Genomic DNA, 22,457 nt, shown 5'->3' on the forward strand with positions numbered 1-22,457 from the left:
GTACTCGTTGCAAAAAAATGCCTTACTAATAGATTTAGGGCGCAGTTTTGCCGTCATTAATAAAGGCCCTAGCAGCCTGTCGGACTTAAGACTGATCTACTACGGAAAAGCCGGATTTGGCCATATTTCACGCATTTTCTCGTTGAATAGCCAGCTATTCGCCTCAAAAACCCGCGAAATCAGTCTCAAACCGGCCTTTCCCTCGCTACGATCGCGTAAGCCCGACAGGCTGCTAGCAGCCTGTCGGGCTTAGCATCAGTCAGCTGCAAAATCACCTGATCGGCCTATATTTCACTAGATTTTTGACCAATAAATCGTCATTGGCGCTGCAAATCCGGCAAAATCTGGTCTCGGCCATGCGATTTTTCGCTTCGACCGTCTAAGTCCGACAGGCTGCTAGCTTGTGTGTCTCAACCATCTGCGGTGATTTTTAGTACTAATTCGCGTAGTACACGGTTGGCGTCTTCATTGGCTACTTGGCAGGTGCCGGCATTTTCGTGGCCGCCGCCGCCATACTCCAACATCAGCTCTCCAATATTGGTTTGTGAGCTACGATTAATAATCGATTTCCCAGTGGCATATACCGTATTTTGTTGATGCAAGCCCCACAGCATATGAATGGAAATATTGCATTGCGGATAAAGCGCATAAATCATAAAGCGATTGGTGGCAAAAATAGTTTCTTCATTTCTTAAATCAAGCACCACTAAATTATCGTAAATACGGCTGCAACTAGTGAGCTGCTCTTTGGCTTGTGGGGCGTGTTCAAAATAAACTTCAATTCTTTCCTGAACATCAGGCAACGCTAAAATATCTTCAATGCCGTGGCTGCCGCAGTATTTAATTAAATCCATCATGAGTTGATAGTTGGAAATTCTAAAGCTTTTAAAGCGGCCCAGCCCCGTGCGAGCATCCATTAAGTAATTGAGGAGCACCCAATTTCTAGGCGTAAGAATTTCTTCGCGGGTAAATTCAGCTGAGTCAGCTTTATCTACGGCAAGCATCATTTCATCACTAATATTGGGGAAAACACTTTTCCCGCCGTAATAGTCATAAACCACACGGGCAGCGGAAGGTGCCTTAGGGTCGATAATATGGTTTGCTTTTTCGCCCACGGTGCGAATTGTTTCGGAAAGGTGATGATCAAACGATAAAAAAGCACCAGGCACATAGGGTAAATTAGTGGTGATATCGTGGGCAGTGACCGCGATCTTGCCATCCTGCATATCTTTAGGGTGCACAAATAAAATATCGTCGATCATCTCTAATTCAGTAAGTAGCACCGCGCAGACAAGACCATCAAAATCGCTGCGGGTAACGAGGCGGTATTTTTGTTCTGACATGGTGCTATTTCCTTCGGGGATTAAGACGGTTGTTTAATGACCGACATTGCTGTTGCTACCACGCTCGCAATATCGCTGGCATTGGTAGGAATCAACATGGTATTGCCTTCTTTTGCAATATTGGCAAAGGCCGCTACGTATTGCTCAGCTACTTTTAAATTAACAGCTTCATGCCCACCGGGCTGGCGGATGGTTTGCGCCACCATATGAATGGCTTCTGCAGTGGCTTTCGCTACTAGACGAAGTGCTTCGGCCTCACCTTCTGCCTGATTGATCGCCGATTGTTTTTGGCCTTCAGACGCATTGATGGCGGCTTGGCGCTCACCTTCTGAGCGTTGGATAGAGGCTTCACGCTGGCCTGTGGCAAGATTGATCTGCTCTTGCTTTACCCCTTCAGATTGTGCAATGCGGCCACGTTTTTCACGCTCGGCGGTAATTTGCTGCTGCATGGAGTGCAAAATTTCTTTAGGTGGGGTTAAGTCTTTGATTTCGTAACGTAAGACTTTAACACCCCAGCTGCGGGCTGCCTCATCTAAGGCGCTGACGACTGCCGCATTAATGTCATCACGCTCTTCAAAGGTTTTATCTAGTTCTAGCTTACCAATCACAGAGCGCAGTGTGGTTTGGGCCAATTGCATAATGGCCATGACGTAATCGGATGTGCCATAAGAGGCCAGTTTAGGATCGGTTACTTGGTAGTAAAGTAGGCCATCAACTTGCAGCTGGGTGTTGTCCCGTGTAATGCAAATTTGTGATGGCACATCGAGTGGAATCTCTTTTAACGATAAATTGTAAGCAATTCGATCTACAAATGGCACGATAAAACTTAAACCTGGTTGCAAAACAGCATGAAACTTACCCAGCCGCTCCACAATCATCGCGTGCTGCTGCGGCACTACTTTGAAAGTTTTAGCGACAAAAATGACTGCAATAAATAAAAAGATAACAGGAAAACCGAATTCCATTAGGGGTGCCTCAGAGGTGAATGGTTAAGTGTGAGAGAGTTGCCATGTGTTGCAATGATAATGTACTCATCTAAGCCCGTTGGCGTATCTGCTGTCAGCTCGGCATCCCACAGTGTGCCACGATAGCGAACGCGAGCACGACGCTCTCCTTGCCATTCCACAATTGTTACATGTTGACCAATATCGCTGCTGATTTCCTCGGGCGGTGGCGTGCGTGTACTTTGCCAGTGTTTCAGTACGGCAACGGCAAGTAAGCTTACTAGCGCCGCCGTAATGGCCTGTATGGTGAAAGTAAGCCCAAAAAAAGCCATTCCTGCTGCGCTGAGCAGGCCAAGGGCGATTGCGAGTAAGTAAAAAGTGCCAGTCAGCATTTCAAATCCGGCAAGCAGTAATGCAGCAATTAGCCAGAGTGTTTGTAAACTCATCACGCCTTATCTTATTGATATGAATAAGTGATTCGGTATAGCTGAAATACCTAGGCTCTGGCAAGCAGCAAGGAAGTATTCCATCAGTTCTTTTATGGAAAACAGACAGTTTTTTGCTTTTTTATTACGTTGAGCTTTGTAGTATGCGTAAGGAATATGACGAGGTGATGTGAAGTGGGGTGTAAAAGAGGTATGCCTGCATTGTCAATTAGCCAAAATTGTCAGGTGGCAGCGGCAGCTCGCCGCGCCCCTGAGTTTTTCTGCTAAACGTAGAGGCCGCCGTCTAAGATCTGTTATGGATTTAGGTGGCTTAAAGGTAGGTTGGTGGTGTTTTTGAATTCTTTGAGAACAAAGCTCGATTTGATATCGGCAATGCCGGGGTGCTGGAGTAGCTGGCCCATCACAAATTTAGAGAAGTGCGTCATGTCTTCAAAGTAAACCTGCAGCAAATAATCCATTTCGCCAGTCATGGCGTAGCAATTTACGACTTCTGGCCAATCTTGAATGGCAGCCACAAATTCTTGCAGATGGCTATGGCCGCGTTTTTCTAAAGAAACGCGAATAAATGCCTGCAAACCGAGGCCAATTAAAAGTGGATCCAAAAGTGCAACATATTTGCGAATCACGCCACTATCTTCGAGCTGTTTGAGCCTGCGCAAACAAGGTGAAGGTGATAAAGCGATGATTTCAGCGAGTTCTACATTGCTCAAACGGCCATGTAACTGAAGCTCGTTAAGAATTTTAATATCAGTCCTATCTAGTTCCATGGTGTTTTCTCCCCTTGTTTTATGTTTAATTGGCGTTAAATTGCATAAATATTTATTTTATTGGCATTTTAGAAATAAAATTGCTCTACACTTTTTGTAGAATGGAAAGCTAGTGTAGAACAGTTGCTGTGAAAAATACCATTAGGAGAAGTCTTGTGTATACCGATGAAGCAGCAACCCTCAGGCCAGACATGCAAATGTCCACACCGGACGCAGTTTTAGAGCTCCGTTCCTACCCTATCCCACAGTACACTGACGTAGAACATCAAACATGGGCCATCTTGTTGGCTAATCAAAAAGCAGTTTTGCCGGGTCGGCTTTGCCAAGCTTTTTTAGATGGGATTGAGCAGGTTGGGTTCCCTTGTGATCGCATTCCTAGTTTGCTGGAAATCAGCGATAAAGTGGAAGCGCTTTCTGGTTGGAAGCTAACACGTGTTGCGGGAATTGTTCCTGATGAAGATTTTTTTAAATTACTAGCACAGCGTATTTTTCCATCAACTGATTTTATCCGTAAGCCTGATGAAATAGGTTACACGCCTGCTCCCGATATGTTCCACGATTTAATGGGCCATGTTCCTTTATTGGTGAATCCGCGTTTTGCTGATTTTTTTGAAGCTTTTGGCCGTGCAGGTGTACGTGCGTTTGAGTTAGACCACCCTGCAAAAGTGTGGCTGGCTCGCTTGTATTGGTACACGGTAGAGTTTGGCCTGATTCAAGAAAACGATGGCCTGCATATTTTTGGTGCGGGGATTGCCTCGTCGCCTAAAGAAGTGATGTTCAGCTTGTCTGATCAAACGCGTAAGCATTCGTTTGATATTGAGCGTGTAGCAGCAACTGCATATGACATATGGCATATGCAGGAAGACTTGTTTGTGATTGAAAGTTTTGATGCCTTAGAAAAAGAGTTTTTACAATGGACCGTTAAGCACGGTTTAAATTAATCCAATACAAAAATGCCGTAACGATATTTTTACGCTGTGCATGGTTGTATGGGATCACCTACTGGAGAGATAGATGAAAATGGAAAAACCGAGCATCAACCCACTTGCAACAAACGGTTTTGAGTTTGTTGAATACACCGCCAATAGTCAGGAAGGATTAAACAGCCTGAAGACGCTGTTTACGTCTTTAGGCTTTGTAGAAATTGCTCGCCATCGCAGCAAAAACGCCAGTTTGTTCCGCCAAGGTGAAATCAATTTTATTGTGAACGGCGAATCAACCCAGCCAGCCCATGAGTTTGCGGCCGCTCACGGCCCATCCGCTTGTGCTATGGCTTGGCGTGTGGCCGATGCTGATCGTGCTTACCAGTATGCCATTGAGCATGGTGCTAAACCGTTTAGCCGCCCAATTGGTTTTATGGAGCTGAACATACCCGCTGTTGAGGGGATTGGTGGCTCGGCACTGTATTTTGTAGACCGCTATGGTCAAGACCAAAACATCTATGACGTTGATTTCGTGCCACTCGCAGGTGTGGATCAGCATCCGGTAGGCGTGGGTTTATTTGAGGTAGACCATTTAACGCACAATGTCATGCGCGGCAATATGGATCTGTGGTCGAGCTTTTATGAAAACATCGCAAACTTTCGTGAAATTCGTTACTTTGATATCGAAGGCAAGCTAACGGGTCTTGTTTCCCGTGCTATGACTAGCCCATGTGGCAAGATTCGCATCCCAATTAACGAATCGTCTGACGATAAAAGCCAGATTGAAGAATTCTTGCGCCAGTATCAAGGCGAAGGTATTCAGCATATTGCTTTAGCCAGCAATGACATTTTTGCCACAGTAGAAGCGCTGAAAGCCAGTGGCACACGTTTCCTTGATACCCCTGATAGCTATTACGATGGCACCGATGCTCGTCTAGTAGGCCACGGTGAAGACTTAGAGCGCCTGCGTAAAAATCGTATTTTGATTGACGGCGCGCCAACCGAAGGCGACGGTATCCTGCTGCAAATTTTCACCGAAACGGTGATTGGGCCGATTTTCTTTGAAATTATTCAACGTAAAGGCAATGAAGGTTTTGGCTATGGCAATTTTAAAGCGCTGTTTGAGTCGATCGAAGAAGACCAAGTTCGCCGTGGTGTATTAAGCGCGGATTAAGTTTATTTTTTACTTCATCAAAGCAGTCACGCAAGTGGCTGCTTTTTTTATTGCTTCGCTGACTGTATGCTTTCGCATATGGGCTGAGTTATAAGGTGTGTAGGCGTTTTTTTGTGCGCTATGCTTTCTGCATTGTTCAGTATATGGAGTAGGGGAGAAGTCTATGGGTAGCCCACAGGTTTGTAGCGGCGCTTCTTTGCAGTGTAGCTTTGGTGCGGCTCCTGGCACTTTAAATGTTTTGCCGCTGAACCGCTGCATGGCTGGCGGCATGCCTGCTGCCAATATTATGGATTACATCCCTATCGTCAATGTTGCGCCGTTTGGCACATGTATGAGCCTAGCCAATCCTATGGTGGCGGCGGCAACGGCGGCCGCGCTGGGGGTGCTCACCCCTATGCCGTGCATTCCAATGACGGCCGCACCGTGGATACCCGGCGGCGCGCCTACAGTGCTGATCGGCAGTATGCCTGCACTTAACTCTGGCGGCATGCTGATGTGTAACTGGGGCGGGGTGATTAAGATTGTGATGCCAGGGCAGATGCAGGATTTAATCGCCTAGTATGCATGGCCATGCCACAATAGCGGGCTTATGAAACTGCAGTTTATCTATGTCTATAAGTAACCTATTTAGCTCGCTTAATCTTAACCCTGAAGAGCAGCGTGTTTGTGCGCTGCTGCAAAAGCAGCGCCAATGCACCAGCGTTGAGCTGATCAGCAAAGCCAAAGTTAGCAATCCCGCCGCGATTATCGAAGGTATTAATCAGCAGCTGATCGCCATCCAAAGCCCGTGGTGCATTCTGTGCAGCGCAACCCGCAGTGTAGGCAGACAATCTGCTGCTCCCGTTGGCTATTACCGCTTGCTTAAAAAAATCATCTAAGTGTGCTGCTAAACCCGAAGGGCTGAGCCGGAAAATGGCCATTCACTGCGTTATGCTCCTCGGAAATAACCCGTTATTGCCTTCGACGCATGCCTTGTGACTGGCCTTTATCCGGCTCAGCGCAATGGTGAATGAAACGTCAACAGGCTGCTAGGGCTGTAACCACGCTTTAAGTTTGGAAACTGGTTTGCCATCTTTGCCAAGCGTCTTGCCCTCGTTATCAAAAAGCTGGATTTCGGCCTCGGCAATGCCTTGTTTATAGTTTTGTTTTTCAGCGACTTGCCCATTGGGGTGAAAGCGCAGCTGCTCGCCATGTTGCAGCCCCGTTTGGTAATGCTCTAGTTGCGCAACTTTGCCATTATTAAAAAAATTTTTTAATGGGCCATGCAGCTGCCCCTGCTGATATGCGCATTCTCGCTGCAGCACTCCTTGTGGCGAAAAAAACAGGGCGATGCCGTGCAATAGTCCCGCTTGATAGTTGAGTTTTGCCGATGGCTTGCCATTGGGGTGCATGATTAACATAGGCCCATGCAAATCGCCATTCTTATATTGCATGGATGTAAGGGGCCTTTTTTGATCGAACACCTTAAATGGCCCATCCAGCGCACCTTCATTCATCGTGCCGCTAAGCTTGCTGCTGCCGCGTTCTAGTTCAAAAGGCTGGGGCATGGTGGTGGCCTCGTTTTGAGTGAAGTGAGTTGTTGAAAGCGGCGGGTTGCACCCACCCTACAAAATCTCCGTAGGGTGGGCACGCCTTTGTGACCACGCGGCAGCATCAATTAATCTTCACCAGCCCGCCTTTAATGGTCAGCATGCCGCCGCCGTCAACAGTTTGCTCTGCGCCACCTTTGTTCATCAGGCTGACGCCGCCGTCGTTGGTGAGGGTGGTGCCGGCTTTGTTATCCAGCGATGTACCTGCCTGATTAGTCAGCGCCGTGCCCGCTTTGTTGGTGAGCGATGTGCCTGCCTGATTGGTCAGTGCTGCGTCGCTTTTGGCGGTGTAAGCGCCGCTGCTTTCTATGCTGATGGTGCCGCTGACTTTAATGCTGAGATTGCCGTCGACGGTGATGGTGTAATTGCCGGTGACTTTTTGCGTAAGGTCGCCACCTACTTCACGCGCTTCGTCGCCGCCTGCTTTTAGGCTACGCTTGCCTTTGATATCGGTGGTTTCGTCGCCCTTGCTTACAGTGAGCGTGCGGTTGCCTTTTTCGATGGTGGTGGCGTCGTTGCCTTCTTGTACGGTGCGGGTTCGGTCGTTTTTTACCGTACGGATTTCATCGTGGCCGATGGTGTGGGTGACGTCGTTGAGCGTGTTGGTTTTAAGATCTTTCTGCGCTTGCAGAAACACTTCTTCGGCATCTTTTTTATCTTCAAAACGCAGCTCATTAAAGCCGCCACCGCCTTTGGATGAATTGGTTTTGATGCCCGATTGCGTCTGATTGGCGGGCAGGGCGTAGGGCAGGCTGTTGTCGCCGTTGTAAACGCAGCCGGTGACCAGCGGTTTATCCGGATCGCCATCAATAAAGGTCACCACCACTTCCTGCCCGATGCGCGGAATAAACTGCGCGCCAAAGGCTTTGCCGCTCCACGCTTGCATCACCCGCACCCAGCAGGAGCTGGTTTCGTCTTTTTTGCCGTCCTGATCCCATGGGAATTGAATCTTGATGCGGCCATATTCGTCAGTCCAGATTTCTTCCCCTGATTTGCCCACCACCAGCGCAGTTTGCGTATGCATGCGCGGCTTGGGGGTAAGCCTTGGCGGATGGTAGGGCGTGGCCTTGGGGATGGCGCTAAAGCGATTCCGATAATGAGCATGGCTTGCGTCGTGCGTAACGGCGGTGATCACCCATTCAATATTGGCGGCGGCATTATCGTGGCCGTTCAGGGTAAACGTGTGGCCGGGGATCAGCCAGCGGCAATCACTCTCGCCGATAAAGCGCGTCTCCTGGCTGCGCAAACCCGCCACGCGAATTTTGCCCAGCGCGTCGCCTTTGGCCTTGGCGGTGTAGCCACCCGGATGCTCATATACCGAGCGCGCGCCATCCACCGCCTTGGTTTGCGAGTAAAGCGAAGTGCTGGCGGCGGTGAATTCGTAATCGCTGGTGTTGTAAGCGGTGGAAACTGCCTGCTGGCATAGCTCGCCACTGCGGATGCCGTGTAATTCCCTAGCGCCCATATCCTGCCCCAGCCAGGCGATGGTGCTGGCATTGGGGCAGGCGGGGAAGGCATCGTTGCTATCGGCCAGTACCAGCGTGTGCTTGCCATCTTCATGGGTAAAAAACCAGAAAATCCCCTCGTCTTCCAGCAGGCGGGAAACAAAATCAAAATCGCTCTCGCCGTATTGCACACAATATTCGCGCGGATCATAAGTGGCATCGAGTTTCAGCGAATAATCGCTAAAGCCGTGCACCGCAAACACTGCCTTTACTATATCCGGCACGCTTTTGGCCTGAAACACGCGGTTATTACTCGCCAGCGTCAGCCACCACAGCCAGGGGCGCAGCGTCAGGCTGTATTTATCTACTGTCGCATCGCCCGGCAACTGCCGAATCTCTGCGCACAACAGGTCCAGCGGCCGCGTTTTAGTATCGTGGCGCAAGGTGACGGTTAGGTGCGTGGCAATCGCCGCATCCATCGTCAGCGTGGTGCCGCTGTAGCCTGCCAGTGTGATGACACCCAGCTGATTCAAACCCTCATCCCCCGACACGCCATCGGGGTAAAGATCCGCAAGGGCCGAGGCGGTAAGGGAGATTGAGGTGGCGGTGTCGGTGGGGCGGGTCATTAAAACTCCTCAGTCGGCAAAGCGGCCTACTGCGTAAGGTACGCGGTCTTTAATCTGCCAAGCATCGGCGTTAAGCCGTATGACTGCCGAGGCATAGACACCCCATTCACCACCCTCTTTAACGCAAATGATGCTGTGCTCATAACCGCCGGCATTCTCCTTGTCAGGCCCGAAATAGCGCAGGCTACGCTCATGGGTAGTATTATCTGGCCCGGCATAGTCGGCATAGGTAATGCGCACTTTCTGCGTTCCGAGCACTAAACCGCCCATGGAATGACCGTCCGAATCGTGGAAGAAACGATTGCCGGTAGCAGTGGCATGAACCGAGAGCGCACAGCCATTCATAGGAAATGTCACCACCAAGGTGCCATCTGGCTGCCCGCTGGGCACATCACAATACCTGGCTTTGCCGTTACCGAACGGGATATACCAATCCGGGCCGCCTGCGGTCACATCGATTTGGTAGATGCTCGAATGACGGTATTGCTGACAAGTCAGCGTGCAGCCACCGCCTAGCGGATTGGATAACGGACCGCCGCGGACGATAAATCCCCAAGCGCTAAATGCGGTTTTTGGCTGATGACGTAATAGTGCCAGAACGGCGTGGCCGGGTTTCATTCGATGTCCCTATTGGTTGGTCTGGCCTTGGAAGGGGTCAGGTCTTACATTTGACACTCACTTTGCTTTTTGCGGCACGGCTTACTGTGGCGTAGCTTACGCCAAAATGCGCTCCAACTTGTGTAAGCGTGTAATGCCCACTCAAGTAAGCCGCAGCCATGCTTTCGGCTCGGCTTGGGTAGTGCTCTTCGTACCATTGCAAAGGTTTAATGGGTGCTAGTTTTTGTTTTTTGGGTATATCCAGCAGCGACTGCTCTGGAGCAATCTTGCACTGCATATCTTCAACGAATGCATCGTCGCCAAGAAAAATCTGGTTTTTGAGTTGTTCCCAAGGGGAAGGCTGACCTTTTCCTGCTTGAATAAAGCGGATATAGCCTAGCTGGGCGGCTTGTCTTGTTTGGGCAAATCCTGCCAATACCCAATCGGTGCTTAAGCACTCAGGTGCAAGCGCAGCACCCACCATTGCCCGATAGCTGCTCCACGGCCATTGCTCTGGCTCGTGAACCATTCTTGCCCTCACAGGATTCAACACAATGTAGCGCGCAAGCTCTAATAAATAAGTGTCTTTTTGCACCAGAATGGCCTTGTACCGCCCTTGAAAGAGATGGCCTACCCGTTTGTGTGTACGGTTAAATGATTGGGTATACGTTCCGTTTAAAAATTTCATGCCTTTCGACAGAGTGGGGCGAGTCGTTTCAATCAATAAATGATAATGATTGTCCATCAGGCAATAGGCATGGCAATACCAATCATGCCGTGCAACAGTGTCGGCAAGCAGCGCAAGAAACTCAATCCTGTCTTCATCCGACAAATAAATAGCGGCACGCGCATTACCGCGTGCCGTAACGTGATACAGCGCCCCAGCAAACTCCACCCGCAAAGGCCGCGACATTCCGTTCTCCTTGCCTGTCTAACTTAGAAATAAGAATAGATGCGGGAGGGGGAATGTCAAATGTAAGACCTGACCCCAGAGCTTTTTTCGAGACCCAGGAAGATGGCGTTCATCCAAAATTTGGAAGCCCCACTTCCATTGCAACTTCTGGGCAAATCAAGCAAAGTTTCGATTTCTCAGGATCATAGACCCAACCCCAGTCAGCGGAATATTGAAGAATTAATTTTATTACTGACTCGTCTATAATTTTTTTCCGTAGTGCCGGGATAACCAATCGTTCCATAGTGATCGGACGTCTTGACCTGTAATCTTCTATTAAAGGTAAGTTAAAAGTGTTGGAAGGGAGCGTAAGACCCAATACATTAGGGCTAGAAAACTGCTTAGATTTTGGCGTACTGTTAACCTCTACAAGGCGCTTGCCTATTAAGCTGAGTAGTTGCTCAAGCGGTATCTTATCCAGTAGCAGTTGTATTTTTTTTGCGAGATCTTTCTTGAATGGAGTTGGGGGAGTCTCGAATTTACATAAGTCTCCAACGCTAGTCTTTGAGGTTTCGTATGTTTCCATTAGCTTATTATAAAACTGTTGAATTTCGCCTGCATTATGGCTGCAGAGGCTTGCTAGATGCTGGAAGGTGAACAGAGTAACCCAGCTATTCCATGCCATTATTTTGCGGAAATGATATTTGCTAAACATATTGGATAGTGTCATTAAATAACTTGGCCCAGTCATCGCTGGACTAAGTTTTCCGACGTTGCAGGCGAGCAGGCAAAGCTTCTCGAATTCGCACCTTAGAGGAATTTCTGCTTCGCGCTCCAAGAAGTTTTCTAGGTTGATCGCAAGTTGTTTATCTGGAACCCCCGCCATTTTTCCACCAGCTCCGTGGCCTATGATATAGACTGCGGAGTTGGTGTAATCGGGGTTGCCTTGATTGAAGTCCCAAATTTTCTCATAGATAAATATAATGGCTTCAGCCGGACCATCCAACCTTATGTCGAACCAAACCACTCGGCTCGCCGGCTGCATTTGTGTCTTATTCTTTATTTTATAAAACAATGCCGCAGCACTTTGATGCACCTCAGCATTATAATCAACTGTAAGTGTAATGATGATATTAACAGGCACAATACTCTCCTTAATTTGTCTTTACTTATTGAAAAGGGGAAAAAAGGGGTTAGGTCTTACATTTGACAATTCCCCCTCCCTCAATAAAAAAATTAAACATTGACCCATCACTCCAACACCCACTCCGCCAATTTCCCCACCACTTCCCCCATCAACACATTATCCACATCCCTCGCACCCGCTCCCCGGCATCGGGCCAACACCGCCGCCACAATCCCGCTTTCAAATTCAAAGGTTTTCCCCGTCGCATCCATATAGCGTTTTTTTAATTTGGCTAATTTGGCTTTGACGATTTCACTGAGAATGGCGTCGTCTAATGCACGGTAGGGCACGACCGTCATTCGGGCTAAAAAAGCAGGCCGGAAGGATTGCAGTAGGGTGTGGCGTAGATCGTCGGCAAATTGGGTGGTGGCGAAATTTTGTGGGGGCGTGTCGATAATCAGCTCGGCCCCTACATTGCTGGTGGCAAGGATGACGGTGTTTTTAAAATCGACCACTAAGCCGCTGCCGTCTTCCATCATGCCTTTATCAAACACGTTGTAAAACGCTTCCAGCACATCGGGGTGGGCTTTTTCGATTTCGTCGAGGAGCACCACGCAGTAAGGTTTGCGCCGCACCGCTTCGGTGAGCACGCCGCCGCTGCCGTAGCCTACATAGCCGGGTGGTGCGCCTTTTAGCTGGCTAACGGTGTGCGCTTCCTGATATTCAGACAAATTAATGGTCACCAGATTGCGCTCGCCGCCGTAGAGCGCGTCGGCCAGCGCATAGGCGGTTTCGGTTTTGCCGACGCCAGTGGGGCCGGGCAGCAGAAATACGCCTACCGGTTTGGCTGGGTCGGTCAGGCCCGCGCGATAGGCTTGAATACGGCTGGCGATGGTATCTAGCGCGCTTTGCTGGCCGACGATTCTTTGCCCCATGCGCTTGGCTAGGGTGCGGATGGCGTAAGCTTCGTCGGCCAGCATTTTGCCAACCGGAATGCCGGTCCAGCCTGCAATCACGGCGGCGACGGTGCGCGAATCCACATGGGCGGGCACCATGGTGTCGTCTTGGCGTATGGTGTCCAGCCCGCTTTCAAGGCGTTTGATGGTGGCGGGCAGGTCGGTAAATAGCTCTTCCTCATCGCTACTGCGCGGCTGCTGCCTGGATAATTTGATTAAGGCGGCGTGGGCGCTGAGCAGCTCTACCACGGCGGCTTTTTCTTCTTGCCAGCGATTTTCTAATTCCAGAATCTGCGCTTTAAGCTGGCCATGCTCTGCTTGTAGATCGGCGATGCGAGCTTTGTGCGGCGCACCGGTGAGTTGCTCACGCTCTAGTCGGTTTAGCTCGTCGTTAATGGCGTTTTGCCGGTGGCGGGCGCTTTCCAGTTGCGGCGGCACATCGTGCTGGGCCAGTGCCACGCGGGCGCAGGCGGTATCGAGCACGCTGATGGCTTTGTCGGGCAATTGGCGGCCGGTGATATAGCGGTGCGATAGCTTTACCGCGTCGCAAATGGCGGCGTCTAGCACATACACACCGTGGTGCTGCTCCAGCTCGGCGGCCACACCGCGCAGCATTTCGATGGCGGTGGCCTCATCTGGCTCTTCTACTTGCACCAGTTGAAAGCGCCTTGCCAGCGCGGGGTCTTTTTCAAAATATTTTTTGTATTCCAGCCATGTGGTGGCGGCGATGGTGCGCAGCTCGCCACGGGCCAGCGCGGGTTTGAGCAGGTTGGCGGCGTCATTTTGCCCTTCGGCTGCTCCTGCGCCCACCAGCGTATGCGCTTCATCAATAAATAAAATAATCGGAATAGCTGAGTTTTTAACCGCTTCGATTACGCTTTTTAAGCGCTGCTCAAATTCACCTTTCAAGCTGGCCCCTGCTTGCAGCAGACCTAAATCCAGCACCAGAAGCGCCACGTTTTTAAGCGCGGGTGGTACTTCACCTGCGGCAATTCTAAGCGCCAGGCCTTCCACCACGGCAGTTTTTCCGACCCCGGGCGCGCCCACCAAAATGGGGTTGTTTTGCCTGCGCCGCAGCAGGATATCGATGGCCTGACGGATCTCGCCATCGCGCCCCACAATCGGATCAATCTTGCCCGCGCGTGCATCGGCGCAAAGATCTTGCGTGTATTGCTTGAGCACGCTGTTTTCTTGCGCATTAGGGCTGGTGCTTGAGTGTGGAGCGGTAGGCTGACTCGCAGTGGGAGTAGGCGGCGCTTCACAAGAGGCGGCGCTCCAGTTGCTTAGCTCGCTGCGCAGCGTGTCGCGGTTAATGCTAAGCAAGGATGAAACGCCATTGAGTAGCAGGCTGCGCAGCTCTTCGTTTTCTAACAGCGCCAGCAGCAGCATGCCGGATCGCACTCGCTGATTGTGGCTGACAGTGGCATAGACCACGGCGCTTTCTAATAGCTTAACGGTATGCGTGGCAAAGGCCGGGGTACGGGTGTTGCCGCGTTTAAAGCGCTCCAGCGCGGTGTTGATTTCGGTGCTGAGCGCATCGCGGTTGATGCCGCAGCGTGGCAGGATGGCGGCTAGATCGCCTTCGAACTCGATCAGCTCCAGCAGCAGATGTTCAATCTCGATATAAAAATGCGTTTGCACCAGGCAGCGCTGGGCGGCGCGTTCCAGTGCTTCGCGGCAGGGCGTGTTCAGCAGGGCAATCAGGGCGCTTAAATCTAGGCTCATAGGGCCGCCGATCCGGGGCTGATCTGGCATTGCCGAGCAATATGGCTTGATCGGCCCAGCCATGTGGTCTGGCCAAGTAAAAAGGGCGTGGCGGTTTTGGATAGCGGGGTGGAATGAGGGCCGTCGCTGGCTGTTTTTGCATCGGGGGATAGTTTTAGCACCAGTCTGCAACGCATCTCTGGCCCAAAATAAAACGCCGCCAGCGCCATTAGCTTGCCGTAGAGCTTGCCGGTGGGCAGATAGGCCAGATATTTGTCTAAAGACAGCGGGCCTATGGTGAGCGTAATGCCTGCGTGCTCGTCCCAAATCCGCTTACCCACTACGGCGTTTTGCCCCAGCGTATTATTTTTTGCCCCCAGCAGGCTGAGGTGTGATGCGGGCAAGTTGCTCCAAGCCCCATCAAATTGCCTGATTGTCAGTGTGTCGCCCCAGTAGCTGGCGGCCAGCGCTTGAAAGCCCTCCACCGAGCGGCGGCGATTAGCAAGGATGGGCACGCGGGCGAGTAAGGCCTGATCGCTAATATCCTGCCTATGATGTAAGGCCTTAGGCAGAATGCCGGCCAGTGCGCGCAGCAGCGGCTGCACGGCGCTGCGATCTGGCGCGGTAAAAGGCGCGGCAATATGGTGCTTGCCCTGCACCCGATACAGCTGGCCGAGGATGCGCTGATGAAATAAATCTAAAAACGCCGCCGGAGCATGATCTTTTTGTAAGCGCCGCCCTTGCAGCCATTCCTGATAGGCATAAGGCAGCGGGCCATCGGGGCCACCTAGGCCGAAATGGCAGGCTTGCAATTCCAGCTGACTGGCGTGCGAGCGCCGCTTTACTGGCTTGCTTCTGAGGCTGAGTTTGAAAGTTTTAGTGCTGGCCCTGAAGCTGAGGCGATGGTTTGTTTTGCTGAGCGACGCTAGTGCGCTGGGGTAAAACAGCGGGTAGAGCGGCCCGCTTAAACGCACCGTTTCCTGCCGAGGATCTAGCCCCGTACCCAGCGGCGTTTTGCGCGGGTAGCATTTTTCCAGCAGCGCCAGCGCTTGAGCAAACTCAAAGCGATAGGGCGCGGCGAAGAGTTCGCTGATGAGGGTGTTAGCGGGCATGTTTGTTTCTGCTTTGCATGCGGCGTAGCTCATGGTTTATGGGGTGCGTAATGACGTGCACACACAATTCAAAAAGATCTTTTTAGTGCCTTTGGCACAGTGTTTTGGTGCGGTAGCCACCGCGGGGGCCTTCCTTTCTTGCTTCGCCAAGAAACGAAGCCAAAGAAGGCGACCCCACGAAACACGAAAGCCCCTCATCTGCGGACAATCGAGCGGCGGCTGCGGAACTCACTCGCTTCGCTCGCTCAAACAGTCCTCGCCGAAACCCCGCCCGCTTGTTCCTCGCTTCGGCGTGTTTCAAGGGGAGGATAAAAAGCCCTGTGCTAAGAGCGTGGTTATTGCGGTTTTCGGTGATTGCGTTACATATGTTTAAACTCAAATATTTTGTTTTTCTCCGTGAAACTCCGTGTTCTCTGGGGCCGAAGTGGTTCAAGACTTGGGTTTCCATCTCTTGATAAATTCACAGAATGAGTGGATCACCCACCAGCGGTTGCCATGTTTTTATTTCTCGGTCTTTTTCTACTAATACGGTGCGGATAAAGCGGTTTACGCTGGCGTATTGGGCGAAGAATTGGGCGAGTACGCCGGAGAATAAGACCCGGCTGCTACCCGCAAATTGGCTGGCGTCTAGCTCCAGCCTGATTTCTAATCCATTGCGCCAGCCGCGCCATGCTTCTTTGCCGACTCTATCCACCGTGCGTTGGGTTTGGATGCTGCGAATCCCTGCTATTTGCTGCTGGGTGGAGGCGCTGTGGCCGACGTTGTAGAGGTTTAAGATTTCGTGCAGCGCGGCAAGGGCTTGCGGGCCTTCGATGAGTGACAAGTGATTTAAGGAAAGTTGCGAAACTAATCGCCATTGTGCCGCGCTGGCGTAAGGCAGCTGTGGGGTGGGCGAGGCCATGAGGCGTACTTTGGCGACAGGGCCGGGTTGTTCAAAGGCCAGTGCCGTGCCTGCTGCCAGCGATTCAGCGAGGAAACGATTCGTGCAAAGCAGCTCGGCGCTTAGCGTGGGGGCGGGCGGGTCTGTAGCTAGAAAATTCGCGTTCACCCAAGTGAGCAGCATATCGCTGCCGCGCCGCTGAGCGACGCCGTCAACGCGTCTGGCGTGCCAGAAGCAGCCGTTGGCATCGCCATGGTTTAGGCCAAAATAGCGCGGCACAATTTGCGCACCGTAGGCTTTACTGGCGCGCACTTGGCCGATGGCATAGATCTCGGTGGCGTGCTCTCGGTGGCTGTCGGCCACGATGCGGTATTCGCGCGTTTTGCCGCTGGGGCGTAAAGGCTCGGAGGTGCGGGGGAAGAGATTAATCACTGGCACGCAGCCCAAGGCCAAATCGCCAGCTTGCAGGCTAAGGCGGCTGGCGGGGTGGGTGTTAAACGCGATGATGATTTCTAAATCGTGTTCAGTGTCAGCAGGAACGCTGATCGGCAGCTCAAAAAAAGCAAATTTGGCCGGGCAGCTAAAGTATTCAAGCAGCATGCGGTGGCTGGCGAGTGCGCCGCTTTCGCTGGGCAAAAGTGCTTCATCATCAGTAAAGCCGCAGGCTTCTGGTAAGCCTTTGATGGGAGCGATTTTGTTTTTTAGTAAGCTAAACATGGCAATACTATGTGCGCCGAGTAAATCATAAAGCGCAGCGGCAGTTAGCGGTGATCCGGCCAAATGCACTTTTAGCGTGCTGAGTGTGAGCGCAGGCCAGCCTTCAGCCGCATTGCAATGAATACGGATCTTCAGCGCCGATTGCGCCTTGGCAAGGCCAGTCAGTTTTTGTGCTTCTTCGGCATCCAGCAAGATGGCCTCGTCAATTTGCAAAGGCCAGACAGTGAGCGGGGCGGTGGTTCTAAAGTAAATGCTGTCGGTTTCCTGCTCGCTTCGCTGGTGGTTTACAAACAGCGATGTGCCACGCTTGATTTCAAGCCCAGCATTGACATTGCCTTTGCTGGCATCTGCCTGAAAGCAAGCAATGGCTGTGGAGGGCATGGGGCGGATGGCGTAGGGGTAGAGCTCTTCTAATAATGAGCTGCTCAGCTGCGAAAAATCATCATCTAACTGGCGTTGCAAGCGGGCATTTAAAAACGCGAATCCTTCGAGCAGGCGCTCAATATGCGGGTCTGGGCATTCGTATTCGGAAAGCTCCAAGCGATGGGCGATCTTAGGAAACCGCTCAGCAAAATCCGCCCCAGCGTGGCGCAACCAGGTCAGCTCACGCTGGTAGTAATCAAGCAAAACATCGTCTATCGAATCGCTCATTTAAACCTCAATGCTTCGTTGTATGGAGGGTGTACTCCCTGTCTATGTGCACCACTAAAGGCAATGACGTTTAGTTTTTTTCGTAGGGCGGGTGATGCAATGCTTGCGAATGAGCGGTACACAATGAACGTCTCACTCTACGCATCAACTTCCTCAACACTCATCCCATCCTCAGTTTGCTTAATACACAGCACCGCCCGCTCATTTTGTGTGCCGCGCAATTCGGCGAAAATGCTGAGGGTGGCGCTTCTGCCATCGGTGCTGAATATTTCAATTTGTACGTCTTTTAGCCGTGGTTCAAACACGCTGATGGCTTGTTTGATATCGCGGATAAACTGGCGGCGGTCTGCATCAAAGCCGGTTTTAAAGCCACTCCAGTCGGCGATGCCGTAGTCGATAATGCTGTGCTCGGCCAACCTCGGCATGCTTTCGCGACGGGTATTGAGTATTCGGGAAAGCTCATTGCACACCGATGTCATCACCGCGGCTTTGCCATATTGGCGGTGCGGGGTGATTTCTGCGCTGTGCGGCGCGTCGTCTTGCAGGCGTTCAAATAAAGGCACTCGAAATGGATCGGTTTGCATAAGGTAAGGCCAATGATGTTGATGGCTTTAAGCGTGAATACAACTTGTAATCACACTTAAATAAATAATATCTCGATACGGTAAACCGTCATCCCCGAGTGTTTTTATCGGGGATCCAGCCGCGCTGCTGGATTCCCGCCAAAGACAAGCGGGAATGACGACATTTAGTAGCGGGAAGTAAACACGAACCTAATTCTTAGCCTTTAATCAGCTTATTAGAGGTCAAGTCCCATGTGCTGGCGGCGGTGCCTTCTTTGTCGCCGCTGTCTTTTTGCGTGGTGAGTTCCCACTTGATTTTGGTGAAATTCAAAGAAAGCGTTTCTACCGGTTTGCCGCCTGTGCCACCGCTGACGCTGACATTAGAAATCAGTGCATTGGTCAGGGTGTAAACAATAAAGGCCACAATTTTGCCGCTGTCATCCGAGGCATTGCGGCCAATGGTGATTTTGACTTCGGGGATGTCTTTACCTGCGCAGCAATATTGATTGAGTAGCGGGGTGGAGGCATCGACAAATTTGGTGGTGGTAAATTCGCCAATGTGCGGCTTACCCGAGGTGCGTTCAGAGTTGCTGACGTCATTGGTGACTTGCATGGCTACATTGTGGCTGTACGACATCACTTCAATTTTGTCGACATAGCCCTCGAGCATGCACTCGCCCTTAATGTCCGCACCCAAGTCGAGAATAATGGCATCCATTGTTTAAAGCTCCCTGTGATGGTGGTGTTGATTGACGGCTTGGGTGAAACCCGCCGTGGTTTAGCTTGGCGTGGGCACAATGGCCTATGCGTTTTTAGTGCCTGCGGCACGTTGATTTTGGTGCGGGAATCCCCCGCAGGGGACTCCCTTTCTTGAACGGCCAAGAAAGGAAGCAAAACCGCAACCTCAAAAGCACGAAGGCCCCTCGCTGCGGATAATCAGTTCGGCGAAAAAGGCTGCTCGGGAGCAAGCCCGCTACCCCTTTTTCGAAACCCCGAACCGCTTATTCCTCGCTTCGGCGTGCTTTCAGGGGGATCTAAGCCCTATACCGCGACCGTGGTTAATAAATCTTTTCCTTGTTTGCTATCAAAAATTAAACCGCTTCGTTTCTTCGGGTGGGCAAGATGTTTTATCTTGCCCACCCTAGTGTCTAAACACCTCAAGCCGCAGGCGGTGGTAGTTCTGCCACTAAGCGGATTGATGCGGTGAGCTCTTCCAGTTGAAAGTGCGGACGCAAAAAGACGGTGGCGCGGTAGGAGCCGGGCTTGCCTGCGATTTCGGTGACATCAACACGGGCTTCCCTTAGCGGGTATTGCGCTTTGATTTCCTGCGGGGCGTTGTCGTTGATCAGCACGTAATCGGCGATCCAGTTGTTCAGATAGCTTTGAACATTGTCACGCGTCATAAAGCTGCCGATTTTGTCCCGCATGATGACTTTGATGTAATGCGCAAAGCGGGATGCGGCGAGTACATAGGGCAACATGCCGGATATGCTGGCATTGGCGTTGGCCTGCGGGGTGTTGTAGATCTTGGGTTTGTTGGTGGTTTGCCCGCCAAAAAACACAGCTAGATCGGTGTTCTTTTTGTGGCAGAGTGCAATAAAACCCAGATCGTTCAGCTCTTTTTCACGCCGGTCAGTAATCGGTACTTCGGTTGGGCACTTCAGGGTTTTGTCCCCAGACGCAGTAGAGAAAGTATGCGATGGCAGGCCGCTTACTGCGCCCCCGCCCTCAACGCCGCGAATCGCTGCGCACCAGCCATAGAGTGAAAACGCGTTAGTGATGCGCTGTGCCAGTGCCCATGAGGCATTACCCCATAGATATTTGCTGGCGTCGGTGCCGTCTACGTCTTCCACATAATTCATGCCTTCTGTGGGCAATGTGTCTGGGCCGTAAGGTAGGCGCAGCAATACGTGTGGCAAGACCAGTGACACATAGCGGGAATCTTCGCTGGCCCTAAAGCTTTGCCATTTAATCAGCTCGCTGCTTTCAAATAATTTAGCCAAATCACGCGGCAGGCCCAGATCGGCAAAGCTGCTCATATCAAATAGTTTGGGGTCGGCAGCGGCAATAAAAGGCGCGTGCGCGGCAGCGGCCACATTGGATAGTTTTTCTAAGAGCGCGATATCTTGCGGATGACGGCCAAATTTATAGTCACCCACCAATACGCTGAAAGGATGGCCACCAAAGGTGCCGTATTCTTCTTCGTAAATCTGTTTAAACAAGGCGCTCTGGTCAAATTCAACCGCTTTTTCTAGATCGGTTTGCAGATCTTTGCGCGATACATTCATCAGGCGCAGCTTAAGCCGTGTGCCGGTTTCGGTGTTCATCACTAAATAATGCAGGCCGCGCCATGAGGCTTCCAGCTCCTGCACATCTTTGTGATGCATGATTTGATTCAGCTGAGTGCTGATCAGCTCGTCGATGTCTTTAATACGCTGGTTAATCATGGCCACCGTATCTTTATCGATTTTCATCACGCCATCGAGCACTTGCGTGGCAAATTCGCCTAGCAAATTGGTGGCATGGCTTTTCTGGCTGTCATCCAGCGCCATTTTGCCGTCTTTGATAATACTGTCGAGCAGGCTGAGTGTGGCAGTTGCTCCGCCTGCCGCTGCTGCTGGCTGTGTTTCTGGCATGATGATTCTCCGTCAATTAAGCGGCTGCAGGGGCAGGCTCTGGGGTAGCAGGCAAGGCGGATTGAATTTCTTTCAGCCCTTCGGTATTGGCAATCACGTCTTGCAATAATTTATCCAGATCATCATTGCCATCGAGCTTGCCGAGGAGATCCCTGAGGCGCTGACGTGCTTCAAACAGCTTTTTCAGCGGCGCTACTTTGTTCACGATGCTGATTGGGTCGAAATGATCAAAATCTTTGCTCTTAGGCACGGCATTTTTATCGTTGATATCTTGTGGCTCATAAAAATTAAGCTCGATATTGAGCTTGCTGCCATCGCCAGCGATGGTGTTATCAACTTGGATAGCAAGGCGTGGGTTGATCGATTCCAATACGTCGATAAAGTTATCTCGATCAATATTGATAAAGCGTCGATCGCTAAGCTTTGGTAGCTTTTCTTTGGGCTGACCCGATAGATCGGACAAGATGCCGACCACAAGAGGGAGCTCTTTTTTCTCGATTGCATTGCCAATTTCCACGTCGTAAGTAATTTGGACGCGAGGAGGGCGAACGCGATCTAGCTTGTGTTGTGTGCTTTCTGTCATGACGGCCTCATGCACGATGGATTGGGAGTGTTTGTTGAATCTAGAAGACGGTCATTGTAATTGCAAACATTTAGTTGGAAGTTTTAAGAAAGTTATTTATATAATGATCATCAGTTAATGGCGTAATTTTAGTAAGCATACTCGAGGGTTTTGTGCGAGATTCTCAAAAAAAATATCGCTGGGTCTGCTCGCCGTTGCTTTGCATCGTGCTGGCTGGCTGCGGCCTGTTAAAACCCTCGATTAAATTAAGCAGCGTGTCCTTTTCGGTGGCCTCTATGGCCAATGAAGACACCCCTATCCCCATTGATTTAGTGGTGGTAGACGATGAAGAACTGCTTAAACGCCTCTTAACCCTATCTGCCGCGCAATGGTTTGAACAAAAGGCCCAGTTACAACGCGATTTCCCTAAAGCGCTGTTTGTTTGGAGTCGTGAGCTAGTGCCAGGGCAAAGATTGGATGTCGTTGATTCCCCATTAAAGGGCCAGCCAGGCTTGGCCGTATTGGTTTACGCCGCATATAGCTCGCTAGGAATGCACCGATTACGTTTAGATCAGCAAAAAAGTGTGTTGCTGTATTTGGATAGCCAAGATGTACGTTGGGTGAGTGGGGATTGAGGTTTTAAAGCGCTGCATCAGATATGTTGCGTGGCACTTTCTGCTGGGAGGGTGAATCTCCATATGCGCCAGAGAGTTAAAGCTTAAACACAGAGAACATCGAGACTTACAGCGCTTCTCAGAGGTGTTTTATTGATTAATGTTGTAAGTGCTCTCACAGACTTCCTCG

Annotated in this window: 21 protein-coding genes; 5 read left to right on the forward strand and 16 right to left on the reverse strand. The window is 50.9% G+C overall.

Going from position 1 to position 22,457, the window contains the following annotated elements:
• Window positions 1-410: 410 nt before the first annotated feature.
• The 4 genes from C1H71_RS15875 to C1H71_RS15890 all read right to left on the reverse strand — a co-directional run bounded on the left by C1H71_RS15875 (window position 411) and on the right by C1H71_RS15890 (window position 3,500).
• Window positions 411-1,343 (reverse strand): exopolyphosphatase, encoded by a 933-nt coding sequence (locus C1H71_RS15875; RefSeq protein ID WP_130107419.1) that lies wholly within the window; start codon window positions 1,341-1,343, stop codon window positions 411-413.
• Window positions 1,344-1,363: 20 nt separating this feature from the next.
• A complete protein-coding gene (locus C1H71_RS15880) occupies window positions 1,364-2,308 on the reverse strand; it encodes an SPFH domain-containing protein (RefSeq protein ID WP_130107420.1) in 945 nt (314 codons plus the stop codon).
• Window positions 2,308-2,733, reverse strand: a complete 426-nt coding sequence (locus C1H71_RS15885) for an NfeD family protein (RefSeq protein WP_130107421.1) — start codon at window positions 2,731-2,733, stop codon at window positions 2,308-2,310. Before C1H71_RS15885 ends, C1H71_RS15880 begins: the two co-directional genes overlap by 1 nt.
• Window positions 2,734-3,026: 293 nt before the next feature.
• Complete coding sequence (locus tag C1H71_RS15890) at window positions 3,027-3,500, reverse strand: Lrp/AsnC family transcriptional regulator (protein ID WP_130107422.1); 474 nt, start codon at window positions 3,498-3,500, stop codon at window positions 3,027-3,029.
• 155 nt (window positions 3,501-3,655) lie between these two features.
• Between C1H71_RS15890 and C1H71_RS15895 the strand changes: the two genes are divergently transcribed.
• From C1H71_RS15895 to C1H71_RS15910, 4 genes are all read left to right on the forward strand, one after another.
• A complete protein-coding gene (locus C1H71_RS15895; protein ID WP_130107423.1) occupies window positions 3,656-4,441 on the forward strand; it encodes a phenylalanine 4-monooxygenase in 786 nt (261 codons plus the stop codon).
• Window positions 4,442-4,514: 73 nt separating this feature from the next.
• Entirely contained in the window at window positions 4,515-5,597 is a 1,083-nt protein-coding gene (gene hppD, locus C1H71_RS15900; RefSeq protein WP_130107424.1) for a 4-hydroxyphenylpyruvate dioxygenase, read from the forward strand.
• Between the two features lie 163 nt (window positions 5,598-5,760).
• The gene (locus C1H71_RS15905; RefSeq protein ID WP_130107425.1) at window positions 5,761-6,156 is read left to right on the forward strand and encodes a DUF4280 domain-containing protein; all 396 of its coding nucleotides are present in this window, start codon (window positions 5,761-5,763) and stop codon (window positions 6,154-6,156) included.
• 49 nt (window positions 6,157-6,205) lie between these two features.
• Window positions 6,206-6,475 carry a hypothetical protein gene (locus tag C1H71_RS15910; protein ID WP_130107426.1) on the forward strand — a complete coding sequence of 90 codons (270 nt, stop codon included), beginning with the start codon at window positions 6,206-6,208 and terminating at the stop codon, window positions 6,473-6,475.
• 150 nt (window positions 6,476-6,625) lie between these two features.
• Here C1H71_RS15910 and C1H71_RS15915 read toward each other — a convergent pair whose 3' ends face one another.
• From C1H71_RS15915 to tssB, 12 genes are all read right to left on the reverse strand, one after another.
• The gene (locus C1H71_RS15915; protein ID WP_130107427.1) at window positions 6,626-7,144 is read right to left on the reverse strand and encodes a toxin-antitoxin system YwqK family antitoxin; all 519 of its coding nucleotides are present in this window, start codon (window positions 7,142-7,144) and stop codon (window positions 6,626-6,628) included.
• A gap of 106 nt (window positions 7,145-7,250) precedes the next feature.
• Window positions 7,251-9,257, reverse strand: coding sequence for a type VI secretion system Vgr family protein (tssI, locus tag C1H71_RS15920; protein WP_130107428.1), 2,007 nt, complete (start codon window positions 9,255-9,257; stop codon window positions 7,251-7,253).
• A gap of 9 nt (window positions 9,258-9,266) precedes the next feature.
• Complete coding sequence (locus C1H71_RS15925; protein WP_130107429.1) at window positions 9,267-9,875, reverse strand: hypothetical protein; 609 nt, start codon at window positions 9,873-9,875, stop codon at window positions 9,267-9,269.
• A 37-nt stretch (window positions 9,876-9,912) separates the two neighbouring features.
• The gene (locus C1H71_RS15930; RefSeq protein WP_130107430.1) at window positions 9,913-10,767 is read right to left on the reverse strand and encodes a transposase; all 855 of its coding nucleotides are present in this window, start codon (window positions 10,765-10,767) and stop codon (window positions 9,913-9,915) included.
• A 109-nt stretch (window positions 10,768-10,876) separates the two neighbouring features.
• The gene (locus C1H71_RS15935) at window positions 10,877-11,890 is read right to left on the reverse strand and encodes a hypothetical protein (protein WP_130107431.1); all 1,014 of its coding nucleotides are present in this window, start codon (window positions 11,888-11,890) and stop codon (window positions 10,877-10,879) included.
• Window positions 11,891-11,997: 107 nt separating this feature from the next.
• Complete coding sequence (gene tssH / locus C1H71_RS15940) at window positions 11,998-14,553, reverse strand: type VI secretion system ATPase TssH (protein ID WP_130107432.1); 2,556 nt, start codon at window positions 14,551-14,553, stop codon at window positions 11,998-12,000.
• The gene (tssG, locus tag C1H71_RS15945; RefSeq protein ID WP_188053354.1) at window positions 14,550-15,644 is read right to left on the reverse strand and encodes a type VI secretion system baseplate subunit TssG; all 1,095 of its coding nucleotides are present in this window, start codon (window positions 15,642-15,644) and stop codon (window positions 14,550-14,552) included. Before tssG ends, tssH begins: the two co-directional genes overlap by 4 nt.
• A 460-nt stretch (window positions 15,645-16,104) precedes the next feature.
• On the reverse strand, window positions 16,105-17,892 hold the full coding sequence (gene tssF, locus C1H71_RS15950) for a type VI secretion system baseplate subunit TssF (RefSeq protein WP_130107434.1): 1,788 nt from the start codon (window positions 17,890-17,892) through the stop codon (window positions 16,105-16,107).
• Window positions 17,893-18,029: 137 nt separating this feature from the next.
• Complete coding sequence (gene tssE, locus C1H71_RS15955; protein WP_130107435.1) at window positions 18,030-18,476, reverse strand: type VI secretion system baseplate subunit TssE; 447 nt, start codon at window positions 18,474-18,476, stop codon at window positions 18,030-18,032.
• A 196-nt stretch (window positions 18,477-18,672) separates the two neighbouring features.
• Window positions 18,673-19,173 carry an Hcp family type VI secretion system effector gene (locus C1H71_RS15960; RefSeq protein WP_046352862.1) on the reverse strand — a complete coding sequence of 167 codons (501 nt, stop codon included), beginning with the start codon at window positions 19,171-19,173 and terminating at the stop codon, window positions 18,673-18,675.
• Window positions 19,174-19,612: 439 nt separating this feature from the next.
• On the reverse strand, window positions 19,613-21,091 hold the full coding sequence (gene tssC, locus C1H71_RS15965) for a type VI secretion system contractile sheath large subunit (RefSeq protein ID WP_130107436.1): 1,479 nt from the start codon (window positions 21,089-21,091) through the stop codon (window positions 19,613-19,615).
• 16 nt (window positions 21,092-21,107) lie between these two features.
• Window positions 21,108-21,674 carry a type VI secretion system contractile sheath small subunit gene (gene tssB, locus C1H71_RS15970; protein ID WP_130107437.1) on the reverse strand — a complete coding sequence of 189 codons (567 nt, stop codon included), beginning with the start codon at window positions 21,672-21,674 and terminating at the stop codon, window positions 21,108-21,110.
• A gap of 152 nt (window positions 21,675-21,826) precedes the next feature.
• On the opposite strand from tssB, the gene C1H71_RS15975 reads away from it, so the two are divergent.
• Window positions 21,827-22,288, forward strand: a complete 462-nt coding sequence (locus C1H71_RS15975; protein WP_130107438.1) for a type VI secretion protein — start codon at window positions 21,827-21,829, stop codon at window positions 22,286-22,288.
• Window positions 22,289-22,457 lie beyond the last annotated feature (169 nt).

The organism is Iodobacter fluviatilis (assembly GCF_004194535.1).
GTDB lineage: Bacteria > Pseudomonadota > Gammaproteobacteria > Burkholderiales > Chitinibacteraceae > Iodobacter > Iodobacter fluviatilis_A.